The organism is Bariatricus sp. HCP28S3_D3 (genome assembly GCF_052065755.1).
GTDB lineage: Bacteria > Bacillota > Clostridia > Lachnospirales > Lachnospiraceae > Allocoprococcus.
In genome coordinates, this window is sequence record NZ_JBQHTK010000020.1 from 1 (window position 1) to 16,858 (window position 16,858).

Annotated in this window: 15 protein-coding genes; 13 read left to right on the forward strand and 2 right to left on the reverse strand. The window is 36.9% G+C overall.

The window, feature by feature from the left end; translation table 11 throughout:
- Nucleotides 1–191 precede the first annotated feature (191 nt).
- From ACTNB3_RS12040 to ACTNB3_RS12060, 5 genes are all read left to right on the forward strand, one after another.
- Nucleotides 192–755, forward strand: a complete 564-nt coding sequence (locus tag ACTNB3_RS12040) for an acyltransferase (protein WP_441025902.1) — start codon at nucleotides 192–194, stop codon at nucleotides 753–755.
- Nucleotides 756–768: 13 nt separating this feature from the next.
- Nucleotides 769–1,695 carry a glycosyltransferase family A protein gene (locus ACTNB3_RS12045; RefSeq protein ID WP_441025904.1) on the forward strand — a complete coding sequence of 309 codons (927 nt, stop codon included), beginning with the start codon at nucleotides 769–771 and terminating at the stop codon, nucleotides 1,693–1,695.
- A gap of 1 nt (nucleotide 1,696) precedes the next feature.
- Complete coding sequence (locus ACTNB3_RS12050; RefSeq protein ID WP_441025906.1) at nucleotides 1,697–2,878, forward strand: polysaccharide pyruvyl transferase family protein; 1,182 nt, start codon at nucleotides 1,697–1,699, stop codon at nucleotides 2,876–2,878.
- A 17-nt stretch (nucleotides 2,879–2,895) separates the two neighbouring features.
- Complete coding sequence (locus ACTNB3_RS12055) at nucleotides 2,896–4,413, forward strand: lipopolysaccharide biosynthesis protein (RefSeq protein WP_441025908.1); 1,518 nt, start codon at nucleotides 2,896–2,898, stop codon at nucleotides 4,411–4,413.
- A gap of 611 nt (nucleotides 4,414–5,024) precedes the next feature.
- Nucleotides 5,025–6,347, forward strand: a complete 1,323-nt coding sequence (locus tag ACTNB3_RS12060; protein WP_441025988.1) for a Coenzyme F420 hydrogenase/dehydrogenase, beta subunit C-terminal domain — start codon at nucleotides 5,025–5,027, stop codon at nucleotides 6,345–6,347.
- 134 nt (nucleotides 6,348–6,481) lie between these two features.
- On the opposite strand, the gene ACTNB3_RS12065 is transcribed toward ACTNB3_RS12060, so the two are convergent.
- Nucleotides 6,482–7,756: an IS110 family transposase gene (locus tag ACTNB3_RS12065; protein ID WP_441025910.1), complete on the reverse strand. Its 1,275-nt coding sequence runs from the start codon at nucleotides 7,754–7,756 to the stop codon at nucleotides 6,482–6,484.
- A gap of 295 nt (nucleotides 7,757–8,051) precedes the next feature.
- Between ACTNB3_RS12065 and wecB the strand changes: the two genes are divergently transcribed.
- The 7 genes from wecB (at nucleotide 8,052) to ACTNB3_RS12100 (ending at nucleotide 15,628) form a co-directional block, all read left to right on the forward strand.
- On the forward strand, nucleotides 8,052–9,146 hold the full coding sequence (gene wecB / locus ACTNB3_RS12070; protein ID WP_441025912.1) for a non-hydrolyzing UDP-N-acetylglucosamine 2-epimerase: 1,095 nt from the start codon (nucleotides 8,052–8,054) through the stop codon (nucleotides 9,144–9,146).
- A gap of 177 nt (nucleotides 9,147–9,323) precedes the next feature.
- Entirely contained in the window at nucleotides 9,324–10,145 is an 822-nt protein-coding gene (locus ACTNB3_RS12075; protein WP_441025914.1) for a hypothetical protein, read from the forward strand.
- A gap of 113 nt (nucleotides 10,146–10,258) precedes the next feature.
- On the forward strand, nucleotides 10,259–11,647 hold the full coding sequence (locus ACTNB3_RS12080) for an IS4 family transposase (RefSeq protein ID WP_441025916.1): 1,389 nt from the start codon (nucleotides 10,259–10,261) through the stop codon (nucleotides 11,645–11,647).
- Between the two features lie 105 nt (nucleotides 11,648–11,752).
- Nucleotides 11,753–12,526: a sulfatase-like hydrolase/transferase gene (locus ACTNB3_RS12085; protein ID WP_441025918.1), complete on the forward strand. Its 774-nt coding sequence runs from the start codon at nucleotides 11,753–11,755 to the stop codon at nucleotides 12,524–12,526.
- On the forward strand, nucleotides 12,484–13,071 hold the full coding sequence (locus tag ACTNB3_RS12090; protein WP_441025990.1) for a sulfatase-like hydrolase/transferase: 588 nt from the start codon (nucleotides 12,484–12,486) through the stop codon (nucleotides 13,069–13,071). Before ACTNB3_RS12085 ends, ACTNB3_RS12090 begins: the two co-directional genes overlap by 43 nt.
- A gap of 397 nt (nucleotides 13,072–13,468) precedes the next feature.
- Entirely contained in the window at nucleotides 13,469–14,353 is an 885-nt protein-coding gene (locus ACTNB3_RS12095; protein ID WP_441025920.1) for a metallophosphoesterase, read from the forward strand.
- Between the two features lie 15 nt (nucleotides 14,354–14,368).
- On the forward strand, nucleotides 14,369–15,628 hold the full coding sequence (locus ACTNB3_RS12100) for a nucleotidyltransferase domain-containing protein (protein ID WP_441025922.1): 1,260 nt from the start codon (nucleotides 14,369–14,371) through the stop codon (nucleotides 15,626–15,628).
- Nucleotides 15,629–15,779: 151 nt separating this feature from the next.
- Here ACTNB3_RS12100 and ACTNB3_RS12105 read toward each other — a convergent pair whose 3' ends face one another.
- Nucleotides 15,780–16,145: a helix-turn-helix domain-containing protein gene (locus tag ACTNB3_RS12105; RefSeq protein ID WP_441025924.1), complete on the reverse strand. Its 366-nt coding sequence runs from the start codon at nucleotides 16,143–16,145 to the stop codon at nucleotides 15,780–15,782.
- A gap of 156 nt (nucleotides 16,146–16,301) precedes the next feature.
- On the opposite strand from ACTNB3_RS12105, the gene ACTNB3_RS12110 reads away from it, so the two are divergent.
- Nucleotides 16,302–16,853 carry a hypothetical protein gene (locus tag ACTNB3_RS12110; RefSeq protein ID WP_441025926.1) on the forward strand — a complete coding sequence of 184 codons (552 nt, stop codon included), beginning with the start codon at nucleotides 16,302–16,304 and terminating at the stop codon, nucleotides 16,851–16,853.
- Nucleotides 16,854–16,858: the final 5 nt, after the last annotated feature.

The window sequence follows — 16,858 nt, forward strand, 5'->3', positions numbered from 1 at the left end:
TCCTGCGGGGTCTTAGGAAGGTCACGGGGGAGTTTGCGCTCTTTTGCCTTGGATATAATATAGAGAGGGCAAAAAACCTTCTCGGATTTCAAAAAATGATGGAACTGATGGTGGGAGTATAGCCCCTATCTTTCAAATGTGTGAGTTTTATTCAGTTTTCAATGACACAATGAAAGAAAGGGGCTAATTTTATGCCTAAAAATGGAGTTTCTGGACGGGCTGGGGGGGGTAATGCCTCATGTGCTGAATTAGAAGTGTTAAAAAGCAGAGGTTTGCGTATAGGAGAGCATGTTGATATCTTTACTGAGTATCCATTTGACTCTATTTACCCTGGCTTGATTACCATAGGCGATTATGTCACAATTTCTTCAGATGTAAAAATATTAGCACATGATGCAAGTATGGGATATATTACAGATGGTGCTTGTAAGATTGGAAGAGTGGACATCGGTAGCCATGTTTTTATTGGTCATGGAGCTATTATTTTATGCAATACTAGAATTGGTGATTATGCTGTTATTGGAGCAGGAAGCGTTGTAACAGGTGATGTTCCTGCAAGGACAGTATATGCGGGTAATCCAGCAAGATATATAAAGAGTATAGATGAGTTCGCTGCACAGAACATAAAAGCAATGGATACATATGCACAGTTTACCCGTCCATGGAGAGAGTGGCAAAATCTGGACGAAGAAGAATGGAGAGACGTGCGCAATGTCTTAAAAGAAAATTATGGATATGTAATAAGAAAAAAGTGAAGAAGAGGTATTTATGAACTCGACTAATTGTACATCGGCATATAAATATAATATTACTGTGTTTACGCCAACGTATAATCGTGCATATATAATTGAGCAGTTGTATCGTTCGCTTCAGCGCCAAACATATTGTGATTTTGAGTGGCTTATTGTAGATGATGGTTCTACAGATGATACGAGCTCTTTGATTGAAAAGTGGCAGTTGGAAAACAATGCATTTCCTATTCGCTATTATAAAAAAGAAAATGGCGGAAAATGCAGGGCGATTAATTACGGTGTGGATCGTGCACAGGGGCGTTTGTTTTTTAATGTTGATAGTGATGACTATCTGACAGATGATGCGTTAGAGAAAGTGGCAAGATGGGAAGAAACGCTTCCGAAGGATAGAAAATTCTGTGGTGTGGTAGGAAATCTTGGAACAAGCGAAACTGAAACGCCTAATGCACCGTGGCCAAAAGAATATCGTGATGCTAGTTTGCTGGAACGGTATCCTCAATATTGTAATCATCCGATTGATGGCGAAAGAGCATGGGTATTTTATACGGATATTCAAAAGGAATACAAATATCCGGAATTTGCTGGAGAAAATTTTATTACGCCGGCTGTCACCTGGAATAGAATGGCTCATGATGGGTATTTGGTTAGAATTTATGACGATATAATATGGGTTTATGAATATCAGCCAGATGGATTAACTGCATCGGGAAATAAGCGATTTATAAAACGCCCACAAGGACATGGATTATGGTTACGAGAGATGGCTGAATTTATGAACTATTCATGGGTTGAAAAGTTCAAAATGTATTATTCATTTTATTGTGATCATAATCACCATTTAAGTGATGAGCTGATATCAGAATATATTGGAGCACCTCTTTGGGAAATTAAAATTGCAAAAATACTTCGTAAATGTAAAATCATAGTAAAAAGGAAGAGATAGTTTGAAGAATATTATTATTACAGGTGGGGGATTTGACAATAAGGGCGCTGAAGCAATGACATATATTTCGGTATATGAAATGAAAAAACGTTTTCCAAATCATTGTGTATATGTGTATTTACCGAGTGCGGCATCTCTTTCAATGGAATTCAAAAATCAGTTTAATTTTGAATTTCTTGGATGGAATCCTATCAAATTTGCTCATGCACAACATAACCTTTTTTTGAAATTTCTGTGTTTTATTAGAAATCATAAAGAGTATTCAACAGCCCATAAAATATATTCGAACACAGATTTGTTAATTGATATAAGTGGATACGCATTAGGATCTAATTGGAGTGAGAAAATATGCTCTGATTTTTTGGATAATATTGAATATGCGATAGAATATGATATTCCTGTTTATTTAATGCCTCAATCTTTTGGACCATTTGACTTTACCGGGGAAACAGGAAGAAATATTGACAATAGAATAAGACGATTGTTTCCGGTTATAAAAAACATATGTGCTAGAGAAAAAGAGGGATTAGAATGCCTAATAAATAAATACAAATTATCAAATGTATGTTTGAAACCAGATATTGTACTTAATAATAAGGAGATTGATTACGGAATAGTTTTTCGAGAAAAAAAATCATATTCTCGCCTGATGATCGTGGACAATAGTGTATGTATTATTCCAAACAGTAAAGTCTATGAATTTTCACCCAATGATATGGAAAATATTTATAAAGAAATTATTGGGTATCTTCTTCGGGAGGGAAAGTACGTATATTTGATGTACCACTCTTCTATAGATAGAAATATTTGTATAACACTCAAGGATTTGTTCCAAAATAATCAGAAAGTTATTTTTTTAGATCAAGACTATAGTTGCATAGAGTTTAATGAAATTGTGAAAAATTTTCAATTTGTAATTGGATCTAGGTTCCATGCCATTGTACATGCATTAAAAAACGGAGTACCATGCATAGCATTGGGATGGGCAGTGAAGTATCAGGAATTATTAGAAGAATTAAATCAACAAAAGTTCTTTTTTGATATGCGAGAAGCCGTGGATGTAAATTGTATAATTGATGCCATACAAATAATGTTGATGGAATGGCAATGTGAAAGTGTTGAGATTCGTGATTCACTTAAGGTAATACAGAAAAGAAACGTTTTTGATGATGTGATAATCTGATAAGTGAGTGTGAAATAATGAAAATAGCTAGAACAAAAAATACAATACGGAATGTGCTTTTTGGTTTTGCAGAGAAGTTGGCAAATATCATTTTACCATTTATTTCAAGAACTGTGATTATATATGTACTCGGAGAAAAATTCCTTGGATTAAGTAGTTTGTTTACTTCAGTACTTAGTTTTTTAAGTTTAGCAGAATTAGGAATTGGTTCAGCAATGGTATACAGTATGTATAAACCAATTGCTGAAAATGATTCGAAGACCATAAATGCACTACTCAATTTATATAAAAGGTTATATCGAATTATCGGTGTCATTGTTATGGTTTGCGGGATTGCAGTAGTTCCAATGCTTCACATCATTGTTAATGATGATTTACCGAGCTCGGTTAATCTATATTTGTTATATATTGTCTATCTACTGAATGCAGTGTTAAGCTATTGGGTTTTTGCATACAATAACGCAATAGTACTGGCATTTCAGAGGGGTGATATTAACAGTAAAATCTCCTTGGTTATTGTACCTTTATCCTATGTGTTTATGTTGGGAAGCTTAGTTATTACACAAAACTATTATTCATATGTAATATGGCTACCGGTATTTACTATCATTACAAATTTAGTGCGTGCTTTTCTAGTACATAAGCAATTTCCACAGTATAAACCTAAGGGAGAAGTTAATGATGAGTTAAAACAAAGTATTTCGAAAAAGGTGAAAGCACTTGTTGGCACAAAATTAAACACAGTAGTTTTAAATGCTGCTGATAATATTGTAATGTCTGCTTTCTTAGGTTTAACAGTAATTGCAATATATGGCAATTATTATTTGATCATGAATTCTTTGTTTGCGTTCCTTGGAATTATTTATACATCAATGACTGCAGGCCTAGGAAATAGTTTAGCAATAGAAACCAGAGAAAAGAATTATTTGGATTTTTTGAAATTTTCTTTCATGAATTCTTGGATGGTTGGATGGTGCGCTGTATGTCTTGTTTGTTTATATCAACCATTTATGAAAATTTGGGTTGGAGAACGTTTGATGTTCCCGTTTGGCATCGTTCTTCAATTTGGATTATATTTCTATATTTATCAAATTAGAAAGATTCCAGTTGTGTATAAAGACGCAGCAGGAATTTGGTGGGAAGATCGGTTTCGGCCATATGTATGTATGGTTGTTAACTTGGTACTGAATATTATTTTAGTTCAATATATTGGAGTATCCGGAATTATTCTTTCTACAGTGTTTTCTTTAATGATTTCAATACCGTGGGAAAATTATACTGTTTTTAAATATATTTTCCAATGCTCTAGTAAAAAATATTATTTAAAAATGCTTAGGTATTTGTTTACTATGATAGTTGCGGGAGGTATAACATTCTATCTATGTAGTTTCTGCATAGATGGAATATTAGGTTTTTTTATTAAAGGAATTATTTGTCTTATAGTTCCTAATATTTTGTTTTATATATTTAACCACAAAGAGGAAGAGTGTAAAGGCACTATATTATTTATAAAGAATAGATTACTAAAAATATAATAATAAATAACTCAAACGTCCCACACATCTACCCTGATCCTTGTAAACAGCTGTTTTTGGGTTTCTTCTAAGAAATTCAATATTATTGTCCCAACGAAAGCATTTGATAAAAAAACGTCTGCCGGAAAACATCGGAAACTGGTTCAAACGAAAGCACCATAGGTTATGATGACTTTGGTGGATACTGCAGCTGTAGCTGGATTATTTGCTGATTATGTCCTTTTTAATTCCTGGTTTGCTAATCCAGCCATAATGGGTATCAAGTCAAATGGAATGGACGTAATCTGCATTCTGCGGTCTCTGGCGGTTGCAAATGCGTTTTGCAACGGCCGGAATGCAAACCATAACACGGCTAGCCGCGAAACATTATTTCATGGTGTTCTTGACATGAGCCTCCATCGCACATGACTTATGGCAAATGCGGTAGATCAACGCAATGGACGGGTTTGCCAGGCAATAAGCCTATCATGTGCTACTCATGTAAAAAACCTTTCGCGGCATAAAGTTTCGCTCTATGTACGACCGCTAAGAAACTTCAAGATACGAATCCTATTTGGGGTATGGGAAGTTTTAATAAATAAGTATATACAAAGGATGTGTCGTTGATGAAAATGACTGTGTATGAAAACTGTAAGAATGGACTTTGTTGTTCGTGTGGAATATGTAAATCGGTGTGTAAAACTGGAGCAATAATGTATCAGAAAAAAGATGGAATGTTTATCCCTACGATTGAGAAAGACAAGTGTATAAATTGTGGCGTATGTGCTGATATATGTCCAGGTTATCATCAATATTATTCAAGTCATGGTATTTCTAAAACTCCTTTAGAGGCTATTAAAGGGAATGTTGTAACCTGTTATAATGCGTGGAGTAGAAACGCGCAGATACGACATATTGGCGCGTCGGGGGGGATAGTCACAACACTTGTTGGAGAATTACTAAATCGTAAAGTGTATGATTGTGCTTTTTGCGTAGATAATTATACATATGATGTTTTTTTATCAACGGAGTACTACACAAGTGAGACTTTTTCTCAGCAGGAGAAGTTGGGGTGGAAGACCCCAAAATCACGATATCTTCCAGTTTCGCATGAAAAAACTGTAGATTATATATTGTCAAACAGAGATGCTAAAGTAATAGTCATTGCAGTACCATGCGCTCTTCAAGGAATTCTGTCTGTAATTGATAAATATCAGCTGGTAAGGGAGAATTATCTTTTAATAGGACTTTTTTGTGAAAGAAATTTTCAGTATAATCTTGTAAATTATTTTGCAACATTGAACAAAGATAAGAAATTGACAGGGTTTCATTTCAAAAATAAAGAGAGTGGTGGGTGGCCAGGCAATCTAAAATTTTTTTTCGAAGATGGCAGTATTGAATATAAGGATAAATCATTTAGAACAGATGCAAAAGACTTCTTTCAACCAGAACGTTGTTTATATTGTATAGATAAATTGGCTATTAATGCAGATATTGCATTGGGAGATAATTATACTCAAATTGATTCTTCTGAATTAGGAAGCAATTCGATCATTATTCGATCAAAACGAGGGCTGTCAGCATGGGATGAATGTAGTGCGGCTATTGAATATAGATCAATTTCTTATGATATAATTGCAAAAGCAGAGGCTGTAGAAGATCGAGCAGAGAATGTTTATTTTGCTGAACTAAAGAAAAAAAAGCTATTTGAAGCGGGGTTGTATGCCCCGAATATAAACGAAGGTGTTTTAATTGAGAATATTCCTGATAGAAGAGAGCAGGAATACTTGTTTAAACTAGGCAATCTGAGAGTAGGATTTGAAGATGATACACAATTTTCAAATTATAATAGAATTATAAATAAAGCAAAACGAAAGAGAAAGAAAGAATTGCTAATATATTCGATTAGAAGCAAGTTTGCAGCTATTATTAGAAAACTAATAAATCGGGGTTAAAATTTGTTTGGTGAAATTGTAATTAATGAGGAGATAGTGTGAAAGAAAGTAGAGGATAGCCATAAATTGGCGCACTTAAATAAGCTGTCTAAGGCAGGCAACTTTTTGAAGTGTTATAGAGTTAGAAAGTCAGATTAAGAAGCGAATGGTTCATCAGGAGGAAATAATCCTTCTCGTTGTAATAGCTTCTTGGCTTGTTTGATAGCCTTTGCCTTTTGTTTTTCAAGTAGAGGTGCAGGCATATCGATTTTGTAAAGATCGCTCGGATTCCACTGCTCACCAGTAGACAGCATCTGGTAAATGGCAGTAAGAATCATACGAGCAATAGCGATAATGGCTCTTTTCTTGCCACGACGTTTAACAAGTGAATCGTATTTCTTTTTGTAGTAAGGAGATTTGTCGGATTTTACGGCTGCATGAGCACACTGTACTAATGCAGGTTTGAGGTAGACTCCGGCACGCATAATCCGAACAGATTTCTTCTTACCACCGGTTTCGTTGCATCCTGGTGTTAAGCCAGCCCAGCAACATAAGCGCTTGGAACTTGAGAACTGAGACATATCAGTACCGATTTCGGAGATGATAGTGATTGCACTAGCACGTTTGACACCCGGAATGGTACAGAGAAACTGGATAGCATTTTCAAAATCAGGATTAGAAGAAATCATATTTTCTATCATTTTATCAACATCGTTGATTTCAGCTGTGATATAATCCATATGTGCGCGGACGAGGCGCATACGATATTTTTGGGCATCAGTCATCTGATATCCTTCGACGGATTCTATAACAGCAGCTTCTTTGGATTTGAGGCTCCTAAGAAGCTTAGATGCGATTTCTTCGTGGTTAATGGATGTACCCGATTGCTCAAGCAGATAGTCGATAATGGATGTGGATGACTTCCCAAAGATATCAGAAACAACAGAATCTAATGCAACATTACAAACGGTAAGAGCATTCTGATATCGATTCTTTTCACTGGAACGGCAGGAAACAAGCTTGTAACGATAGCGAGTGTATTCTCTGAGAATACGGACTTTCTTGCAGGGAATATAGCTGCCTTTGACAAGTCCAAGACGGAACAAATCTCCAATCCATTTAGAATCTTTGGTATCATCTTTGTTGCCTTTCACAGCCTTTACCCATTTAGGATTGGCAATGACAACATTGATTTCATCTTCCAGAAGATTAAAGACAGGAACCCAGTATTTACCTGTGGATTCCATACAGACATCATGGCAATCGTTGTCGAGAAGCCAATTCTTGAATTCAAGAATTGAATTGTTAAAAGTGGAAAAGCGCTTCTTTTGGTAAGAGGGCTCAACACCACCGGTGGTTTTGACGATTGTGGCAACGAGAAACGATTTGTGAACATCGACACCACAACAGGTTTGATAAGTAACTTTCATAGTCAGACTCCTTTCGTAAAAGATAAGAAGCCATTGACTGAACTGCCACACAATTAAACTAAGGCGTTTAAACAATTCTTAGTGTACGGATTCGTGATGCCACTTATTTGTGCTTGAAAAGGCAGAACTTACACTGATTAAAATGCTGTCTAAAATGAAGAAAGTTGTTACAACTCCTCCTCCCGTGCTTTGTAGTGTAGCTTCTTGCAAATTATTTTACAGCATAACGTAGAGAGTTGAAACACTTTCATTACTATTTGTGCCGCCAGCCGAAGGCGGCGGAATGGAGATTAAAATGAAAAAAATTATGTTAGTTTTTGGTACAAGACCAGAGGCAATAAAAATGTGTCCATTAGTTAATGAACTGAAAAGCAGGTCTTCGATACAAACAATAGTATGTGTAACAGGTCAACATCGACAGATGTTAGATCAAGTGTTAGAGGCATTTTCTGTTGTTCCAGACTATGATCTTTCAATTATGAAAGAAAAGCAGACATTATTTGATATTACAACTAATATTCTTAGTCGAATAAAAGATGTTTTAGAGGAGGTAAAACCAGATGTTGTACTAGTACATGGCGATACATCGACTACTTTTGTGACTGCACTTGCTTGTTTTTATCTGCAGATTCCGGTGGGACATGTGGAAGCTGGACTTCGTACTTATAATATTTACTCTCCATATCCAGAGGAGTTTAACCGTCAGGCTGTAAGTATTATTAGTAAATATAATTTCGCTCCTACACAGCTCTCAAAGGAAAATCTTTTGAAGGAAGGAAAGAATGAGAGTTCAATTTATGTAACTGGTAATACTGCAATTGATGCATTGAAAACTACTGTACGGGAAGATTATTATCATCCGGAATTAGAGTGGGCTGAAGGAAGTCGTTTGATTCTGATTACTGCGCATAGAAGAGAAAATCTAGGAGAGCCTATGCGTCATATGTTTCGTGCGATTCGTCGTGTAATGGATGAACATCCGGATGTAAAAGCGATTTATCCTATTCATATGAATCCAGTTGTCCGAGAGACGGCTAATGAAATACTGGGGGATGATGATCGTATACATATCATAGAACCTTTAGAAGTATTGGATTTTCATAATTTATTAAGCCGTAGTTACTTGATTTTAACTGATTCAGGTGGAATACAAGAAGAAGCTCCGTCTTTAGGGAAACCTGTACTTGTTATGCGTGATACAACAGAAAGACCTGAGGGAATAGCTGCAGGTACACTTAAATTGGTTGGTACTGATGAAGATGTCATTTATCAGAACTTCAAGACATTATTAGAGGATCAGACTAGTTATTTACAAATGAGTAATGCAAGCAATCCGTATGGAGATGGATTTGCATGTAAGAAAATAGCTGACATTCTCGAAAATTGTTAGCATGTAAAGTATTTGCTAGCAACTTTGATTAGAAACTGGAAGCGGATGATTGCGGAAGAATTCGAATGACCGGAACTTGTGGGAGAGTATATCGGGACTACATCCGTGGAAGGTTATACATTAGTGGATGGAACACAGATTGTGATGAGTGAGAAAGATTAGAAATGGGTTTAAATTATGAAGAAAAGTTTGGTTAGAGTAGTACATATATTATGTAGCATTTTATCCATTTGTGTTTTGATAACACCAGAAGTGTTTTCTGAAATAGTTTCATATTTAGCATGTGGAATGCTTTTGTCGATAGTAGTATTTATTTTCTATGATAGACTTCAGTGGGGACAATATATTCAGAAAAAATTTTTTTCTATTGATTTGATTATAATTATTTTGTTGGCATACGATTTTCATACACGGTGGATTCCTTCCAGTATGGTTGCTGTTATTGCGGGGACTTGGGGATTGTCATCAAGTGTATTTTTGTGGCTGGTGGCGGGTACATTAGGTGCAATGGCAATTGGAACAGTCAATTGGGTTGTATCAAAAATAAGCAAGTTTGCAGAGAAAATTGTAGGAAATAAAGAATATTTATATAATTATTTTTTTATTTTGTTAATCTTTATACTGCAGTACCTATCATTGCAGTATAGTTCATTAGAATCATTGAAAATGATTCTGCGGCAGGATGTTTCAATGGTCTTTTTGAATATTCTGATTGTATTAGCTGTGAATATGGTAATGATACTTTTTTTGCAGAAATGGAGAATTTCATTATGTGTGACATCCATTATAGTTTGCATTTGGAGTATTGCCAATTATTACGTTATTCTGTTCCACGGAAGCCCACTTTATATTAGCGAGTTGGTTAATAATACAGAAACAGCATTTGAAGTTATAGCAACTTATGATTATCACCTTTCAATTGTAATGATTTTTTCGATAATTATTTTGATGGCAGAATTGGAATATATTTTTAAATACTCAAACTTCCCACACCAATAAGGTGTGCTGAACCTTGAAAATTCAATATTTCAGCCAATAAAAAAAGGCATAAATACAATCCTTTGGTATAATGGAATTGTCCAGAAACCAAAATAGAAAAGGAGATTTATGCCATGTCCATTTTAGCACAGAACCATACTGATGAGGTAGCTTTACTTGATTGTATTCAGAAATTTTTTGCAAAGCATCATATTGGAAAGTTACTGAAGCAATGTAATGGGACCAAGGAGAAAGGTGTTCCTTCCATTTCTCTTCTGAAATACAAACTCGGAAACATCTTCATCGGAAGAAGTATGTATATGCAGCAGCGTACTGGTTCTTTCAAGGAAGATTTCTCTAAAAATACCTTCTATCGCTTTCTGAATTCTGCTAAGACAAACTGGCTTCGTTTTACGTCACTCCTTGCCGCAGACATCGTTAACAATGAGATCAAGGATCTTACCGATGACTCTCGTAAGAATGTATTCATCATTGATGACAGTCTTTTCAATCGTACCAGTTGTAAAAAAACTGAACTGGGTTCTAAAGTCTTTGACCATACTGGTATGAATTACAAAAAGGGATACCGTATGCTGACACTTAGCTGGAGCGATGGAAATACGCTTATTCCTGTTAATAGCTGTCTTCTTGCTTCATCAAAGGAATCAAACATCATAGGCCCGGTAAAAGCATTTGATAAGAGAACTCTCGCCGGAAAACGTCGCAAACTTGCCCAGACCAAGGCTCCTGAAGCAATGCTGACACTGCTTGATACAGCCGTTTCTGCTGGATTATCTGCGGAATACGTTCTTTTCGACTCCTGGTTCTCTAATCCTGCTCAGATTACAGCAATCAAGCGCAAAGGAATGGATGTGATTGCCATGATCAAGAAAAGCAGTCGGATCAAGTATACCTACAATGACGAGCAGCTTAATATCAAGGAAATCTATTCTAAGAACAAAAAGCGTCGTGGCAGATCCAAATATCTTCTTTCTGTTGATGTCATGGTAGGAAAAGAAAATTTAATCCCTGCAAAAATCGTATGTGTTCGAAATAAGGCTAATCGTAAGGATTGGCTTGCTTTTATCTGCACTGATACGTCTCTTAGTGAAGAAGAAATCATTCGAATTTATGGAAAACGCTGGCAGATTGAAGTTTTCTTCAAAACCTGTAAGTCCATGCTCAACCTGATAGGAGAGTGTCACAGTTTATCTTATGATGCACTAACTGCTCACGTAGCAATTGTGTTTACCAGATATATGCTACTCGCAACGGAACAACGGCGGAACGAAGACCAGAGAACGCTGGGAGAGCTATTCTTTTTCCTTGTTGATGAAATGGCAGATATTACTTTCAGCAGATCACTTGGCATCCTGATGGATGCCTTAATGGCGAGCCTTCAGGAAATCCTGAAGCTGAGTGACGAGCAGCTTTCTGCCTTTATTGCTGATTTTGAATCCAGACTGCCAGAATATCTGCGTAATGCACTCCATCCAGGGACTGCGAAATCGCTATTTTGTTAGCTGAAATATTGAATTTTCAAGGTGCGAAGCCCATTTTGGGTATGGGAAGTCTTAGTTAAATATATTTCACCTACGAATGTTTTTCCATGTTGGAAATCTTTATTAATGAGAAGTGGGGTACTGGTGATTAGTGGGTGTACTATTTATTTGATGTTTGTAAATTTTGTAGGAACTGGAAATGGATGGGTTGCTTGGAAGGATAGTGTGACTTATAAAGGGTTTATGGTATGTGTGGTTGATGATCTTATGGGATCGGCGAATCCGATTATTGAACCAGAGGGATATGAGGTTGCAAAAATTACAAGAACCGAGATATCGGAGAATAGAGAGACCGAAAACTTACCAGATATTATAGTGGTACTAAATGAATCATTTTGTGATCTTAGTTATTATACTTCTTTGACGACAGATGTTGATTATCTTGAAGATTTTTATTCTATCAAGGGTGCCGAATATGGATATGCAATTACTCCGAATGTAGGCGGTGGAACCAATAACTCAGAGTTTGAATTATTGTTCTCAAAATCAATGAATCTTCTTGAAGGATATGCACCATTTACATATTTGGAGCGGGAATTAGAAGAAAGAAGTGTTGTCCAATATCTTGAACAGATTGGGTATACGACAACGGGAATGCATTGTGGTGGTGAAATAAATTATTCGAGAAATAGTGTATATCCGGCAATTGGATTTGACAATATTTATTTAGGGCCGGATGCATTTTCTTATATATCCGATAATGGAAATCGTTCATGGCTGGATGTGGATAATTATAATGATTTAATAGATTATTATGAAAGCGCAAATGAAAATCCGCAGTTCATTTATTTGTTGACATTTCAAAATCATGTTGTTACGAACAGAATGAGGGTTCTTTAGATACTGTACACGTAAATGAGGATTTTGGAGATTTAACGGATGATATTAATGAATATCTAAGTAGCATTAGGCTATCAGCAGAAGCGTTTAAAAAATTGACAGAGTATTATGAAAAGGTTGATAGAGATGTGATTATCTGTATGGTTGGCGATCATGCACCAGCTTTTATATCATCTCTGTCGCCAAAAGAAGACAATTTGATAGCAGATAACAGCATTAATTCTAGAACAGTTCCATATGTCATATGGTCTAATTTTGAGGTTAAATATTCTTCATATTTAGATTATACAAGTATGGTGGATTTGATGCCGATGGTATTAAATGTGGCGGATATTCCATTGTCCATATTTTGTCAAAATATTTTAGATTTACATGAAAGTTTTCCAATAAGAACAAGTGATGGAATATGTGTAGATAAAGAGTTCATGCTTTCTATGTATGATGTGAATGATAACAACTATGAATTGTTGAATCAGTATTACTATATGGAATATAATTCATTATTGACAACAGAAGAGTATCAGGAAGACTTATTTTTACCATAACTGTTTCATTTATTGATTGTGTTGTCATGAGTGGGTTACTTATATAGGGAGTTTTGCCGTATGCGAAAAAGGGGAAATAGAGATAGAGTGATCTCAGAAACTGGATAGACAATTTGAAATCTAGCAACGAAAGTGAAAGATTTCTTTTGAAGGGAAGACAACAGAACATACGAGAATATGGCAATTGCTGTGCTATATGTGGTAAAAAGAATGAAAATACATCCTGTTGAATGGTTGCTATGTGTGAGATAGAAATTTGTTGTTTACAAGGTAGTGTGATGGATAGGTTAGCATGAAAATTATAGATAAATTTCATTGCTACATCATGTTAACTTAAAATAAAAAATAGTAAATTCTTTCATTTGGTTTCATAGAAAATATCATGGAGGATAAATTAATGCAAGCATTACGGCGGCATAAATGGGCGTTCGTCATTATTGTGCTGCTATTGATCGGCATTATGGTGGGACGGAACCTTGATCAATCGAAATATTCTTTAAACTACTCTTCATATCAGATCAGCTCTGATAAAATTAATACGCCGGTCCGGATTTTACAACTGACCGATCTGCATAACAGTGAGTTTGGAGAGAATAATCAGGAGCTGATTGACCGGGTAGCAACTCAGTCGCCTGACTTGATTCTGATTACGGGTGATCTGTTGAATTCTGATGAGCCCAGAACAGACATTGCTGCAAATTTGATTTCTTCCTTATGTGACATTACTCCAGTCTACATATCGTTGGGAAATCATGAGATGGAATATCAGGATAACTTTGGTGTCAACATTATAGAATTGTATCAGGCTGTAGGAGCAGAGGTTTTGGAATATCAGTACGAAGATATTACAGTCAATGGTCAGCAGCTTCGCTTGGGCGGCATTTATGGATATTGTCTGCCGGAGAAATATTTGGAAACTGATGAAGCAGATCCGGAGGAGTGTGCTTTTCTGACAGACTTTCAGAGTACAGACTTATACACGGTTTTGATGTGTCATATCCCGGTGTGCTGGATGATCAACGAAGGGCTGGAAGAGTGGGATGTGGACTGTGTATTATCGGGGCATCTCCATGGAGGGCAAGTAGTTCTGCCATTGATCGGTGGGGGCTATGCTCCGGATATGGGTTGGTTTCCCGGCAGGCTGAAAGGAATTTTTTCTTCCGAAACGGGTAATAAAGTATTGGTTCTGTCCAGTGGTTTGGGTAACACAGAAAATATTCCCCGGTTTAATAATATACCGGAGATTGTTGTGGTGGATTTGGTTCCACAATCATCTAAGTAGGACAAGGGAGATAAGATGAAGATCAAGCAAACGGATCAATTATTTCTGGAGGCGTTAAAAGCCTCTCTACAACAAAAATCAGTAGATTGGGAAAGTGAGTGGACGAAGGAAGAATGGCTTGCCCTGTTTCAGACAGCGGAGAAACATAAGGTTCTCCCTATGATTTATGAGGCGGTATTTCGTTGCCCGGCAGCTCAGGCGCTTGGATTACAAAATCTGGCTCCTTTCAAACAGCATACGGTACGTTCTGTAATGCTCCAAACTATGAAAACGAATGAATTTTATTGTTTGTTTCAGCATCTGCAGTCTTCCGGTGTAACACCTTTGGTGGTGAAAGGGATTATATGCCGCAGCCTGTACCCGCAGCCGGATTATCGAATCTCCGGAGATGAGGATGTGCTGATTCCTCGAGAACAGTTTGAGTTGTGTCATAAGGCCATGTTGGAATATGGTATGCAGCTTTCCAACCCGGATCAGGATATTCATGCGGTGTATGAAGTTTCTTATGGGAAGCCAGGATCACCGCTGTACATTGAACTGCACAAAAGCCTGTTCCCGCCGGATTCGGATGCTTACGGGGAGTTAAACCATTATTTTGAACGAGTTTATGAGCAGGCAATCGAGATGCCGGTGGATGGCATTCCGATTACAACAATGGGATATACAGACCATTTATTCTACCTGATTTGTCATGCTTTCAAGCATTTTCTGCATAGTGGTGTGGGTATCCGACAGATCTGTGATATCACCCTGTTTGCGAATTCCTATGGCAGGGATATCGACTGGATGTTGATTCTGGAGCAGTGTCAGGAAATTCATGCAGATCTGTTTGCTGCAGCTCTGTTCCAGATTGGTCAAAAGTACCTGACTTTCGATCCGGATCAGGCGTGCTATCCGATAGAATGGAAGAATATTCAGGTGGATGAAATCATGCTTCTGATGGATCTGCTGGATGCTGGAATTTATGGTGACGGCAGCATGAGCCGGAAGCACAGCAGCAATATTACTTTGGATGCGGTATCTTCCCAGAAGCAGGGCAAAAAAACCAGAAATGGTGTGATTGCCAGCCTGTTTCCATCTTTAAAGAAGATGGAAGGCCGGTATCCTTATTTGAAGCAGCATCCGTATCTGCTTCCAGTTGCCTGGGGTACCCGGATTTTGAAATATAGGAAAGAAACAAAACAGGGTCAGAATAACGATGCGTCCAGCGCAGTGTCCATTGGCAACCAGCGGCTGGAGCTTTTGAAGGAATATCGGATTCTGGATAACAAATAACCAATCAAGAAAAGGCGCCGGAAGAGTTCCGAATTGACGTTGGACTCTTTCGGAAAAGGTCTTCTATGTATCATACAATAACCTATTATCTATATATGAATAATGTGAAAATGAAGATATAAGAAAGCCGGAAGCGTCATATAGCGTCCGACTATAAAACAGGTTGATTATTACGAAGTTTTTTATCACGGCGAAGGCTTTCCAATAGTGCAGTTACAGTATCGCGGATAATGCGTATTTCATATTCATCGCAGCTGTTAAGCAAAGCAGCCATCTCATTTTGAAAAGGTTCTTTACAGTGAATCACACTGTCACAGAGAAGATCATCAACTGTGACTTGAAGCGCATTAGCGATTGCAACAATAGTGGTCAGACTGACATGTGTTGTGCCTGTTTCGATGTTGCTCATGTGAGAGGGCGAAATTGAGACAAGCTCTGATAACGTTTCCTGTGTGATGTCGGCTTGAATTCTTGCAATTTTAATTCGCTTGCCAATTGATTTGTAGTCCAGTTCCATATCAACCCTCCTCTGTTGAAAAATGTATTTTTTATATTGTACCTACGGCGCAGGAATATTATAATAATCTATAGCCGTAATCTACGGTTTTAGAATAAAATGACGAGATATACAGTAAGATAAATGAGGTCATATGGTTGGTGTTGGAGGGATGAAATGTATCTGGAAGAAGATTTTAGTAAAGAATACGAAGCGGAAATGCAGGAGTTGAAAGAATTCTGCGAGAACTATGAGGATAGTCCACAAGATGAAGCTGAAAAGGCAGAAGAGCTGGAATTCATTAAGAAAGTTGCGGAATTGACTTTGTCACAATATGAACGTATTTTTGACGAAGAGAAGAAAAAGAAAATATTATCTTTATATCATTTGCTGGTTAAAGAGGCAGGTATTCATGGCGGGAAAGTATCTTTGAATATAGATGATGAGGCAATGGTTGCCCGTTTGGAATATGCAGGGAAAGAGATTATTTTTACTGGCGATAAAATGGACGAGACAGCGAAGATATTTTCAATTCTGTTTCAGATGATGGATGATGGAACAATCACTGCGAAAGATGATGTATTTACCATCCAGGCAATGTATCATTTGTATAACAATAGGAGAGTAGCGGACAGGAAAAAAGAAATCGAAGCATTATATGATGAATTTGACCGGAAACGGGGCATCGTCAGGACAATTCCACGTTCGTATTTGGACGATCTATTATAGATAAG

Bases quoted from the DNA above. Each gene is read 5' to 3' on its own strand.
- ACTNB3_RS12075 (WP_441025914.1), top strand. From the start codon at position 9,324: ATGAAGAAAAGTTTGGTTAGAGTAGTACATATATTATGTAGCATTTTA.
- ACTNB3_RS12060 (WP_441025988.1), top strand. From the start codon at position 5,025: ATGACTGTGTATGAAAACTGTAAGAATGGACTTTGTTGTTCGTGTGGA.
- ACTNB3_RS12110 (WP_441025926.1), top strand. From the start codon at position 16,302: ATGTATCTGGAAGAAGATTTTAGTAAAGAATACGAAGCGGAAATGCAG.
- ACTNB3_RS12085 (WP_441025918.1), top strand. From the start codon at position 11,753: ATGAGAAGTGGGGTACTGGTGATTAGTGGGTGTACTATTTATTTGATG.
- ACTNB3_RS12040 (WP_441025902.1), top strand. From the start codon at position 192: ATGCCTAAAAATGGAGTTTCTGGACGGGCTGGGGGGGGTAATGCCTCA.
- ACTNB3_RS12100 (WP_441025922.1), top strand. From the start codon at position 14,369: ATGAAGATCAAGCAAACGGATCAATTATTTCTGGAGGCGTTAAAAGCC.
- ACTNB3_RS12080 (WP_441025916.1), top strand. From the start codon at position 10,259: ATGTCCATTTTAGCACAGAACCATACTGATGAGGTAGCTTTACTTGAT.
- ACTNB3_RS12045 (WP_441025904.1), top strand. From the start codon at position 769: ATGAACTCGACTAATTGTACATCGGCATATAAATATAATATTACTGTG.
- ACTNB3_RS12105 (WP_441025924.1), bottom strand. From the start codon at position 16,145: ATGGAACTGGACTACAAATCAATTGGCAAGCGAATTAAAATTGCAAGA.
- ACTNB3_RS12095 (WP_441025920.1), top strand. From the start codon at position 13,469: ATGCAAGCATTACGGCGGCATAAATGGGCGTTCGTCATTATTGTGCTG.
- ACTNB3_RS12065 (WP_441025910.1), bottom strand. From the start codon at position 7,756: ATGAAAGTTACTTATCAAACCTGTTGTGGTGTCGATGTTCACAAATCG.
- ACTNB3_RS12055 (WP_441025908.1), top strand. From the start codon at position 2,896: ATGAAAATAGCTAGAACAAAAAATACAATACGGAATGTGCTTTTTGGT.
- wecB (WP_441025912.1), top strand. From the start codon at position 8,052: ATGAAAAAAATTATGTTAGTTTTTGGTACAAGACCAGAGGCAATAAAA.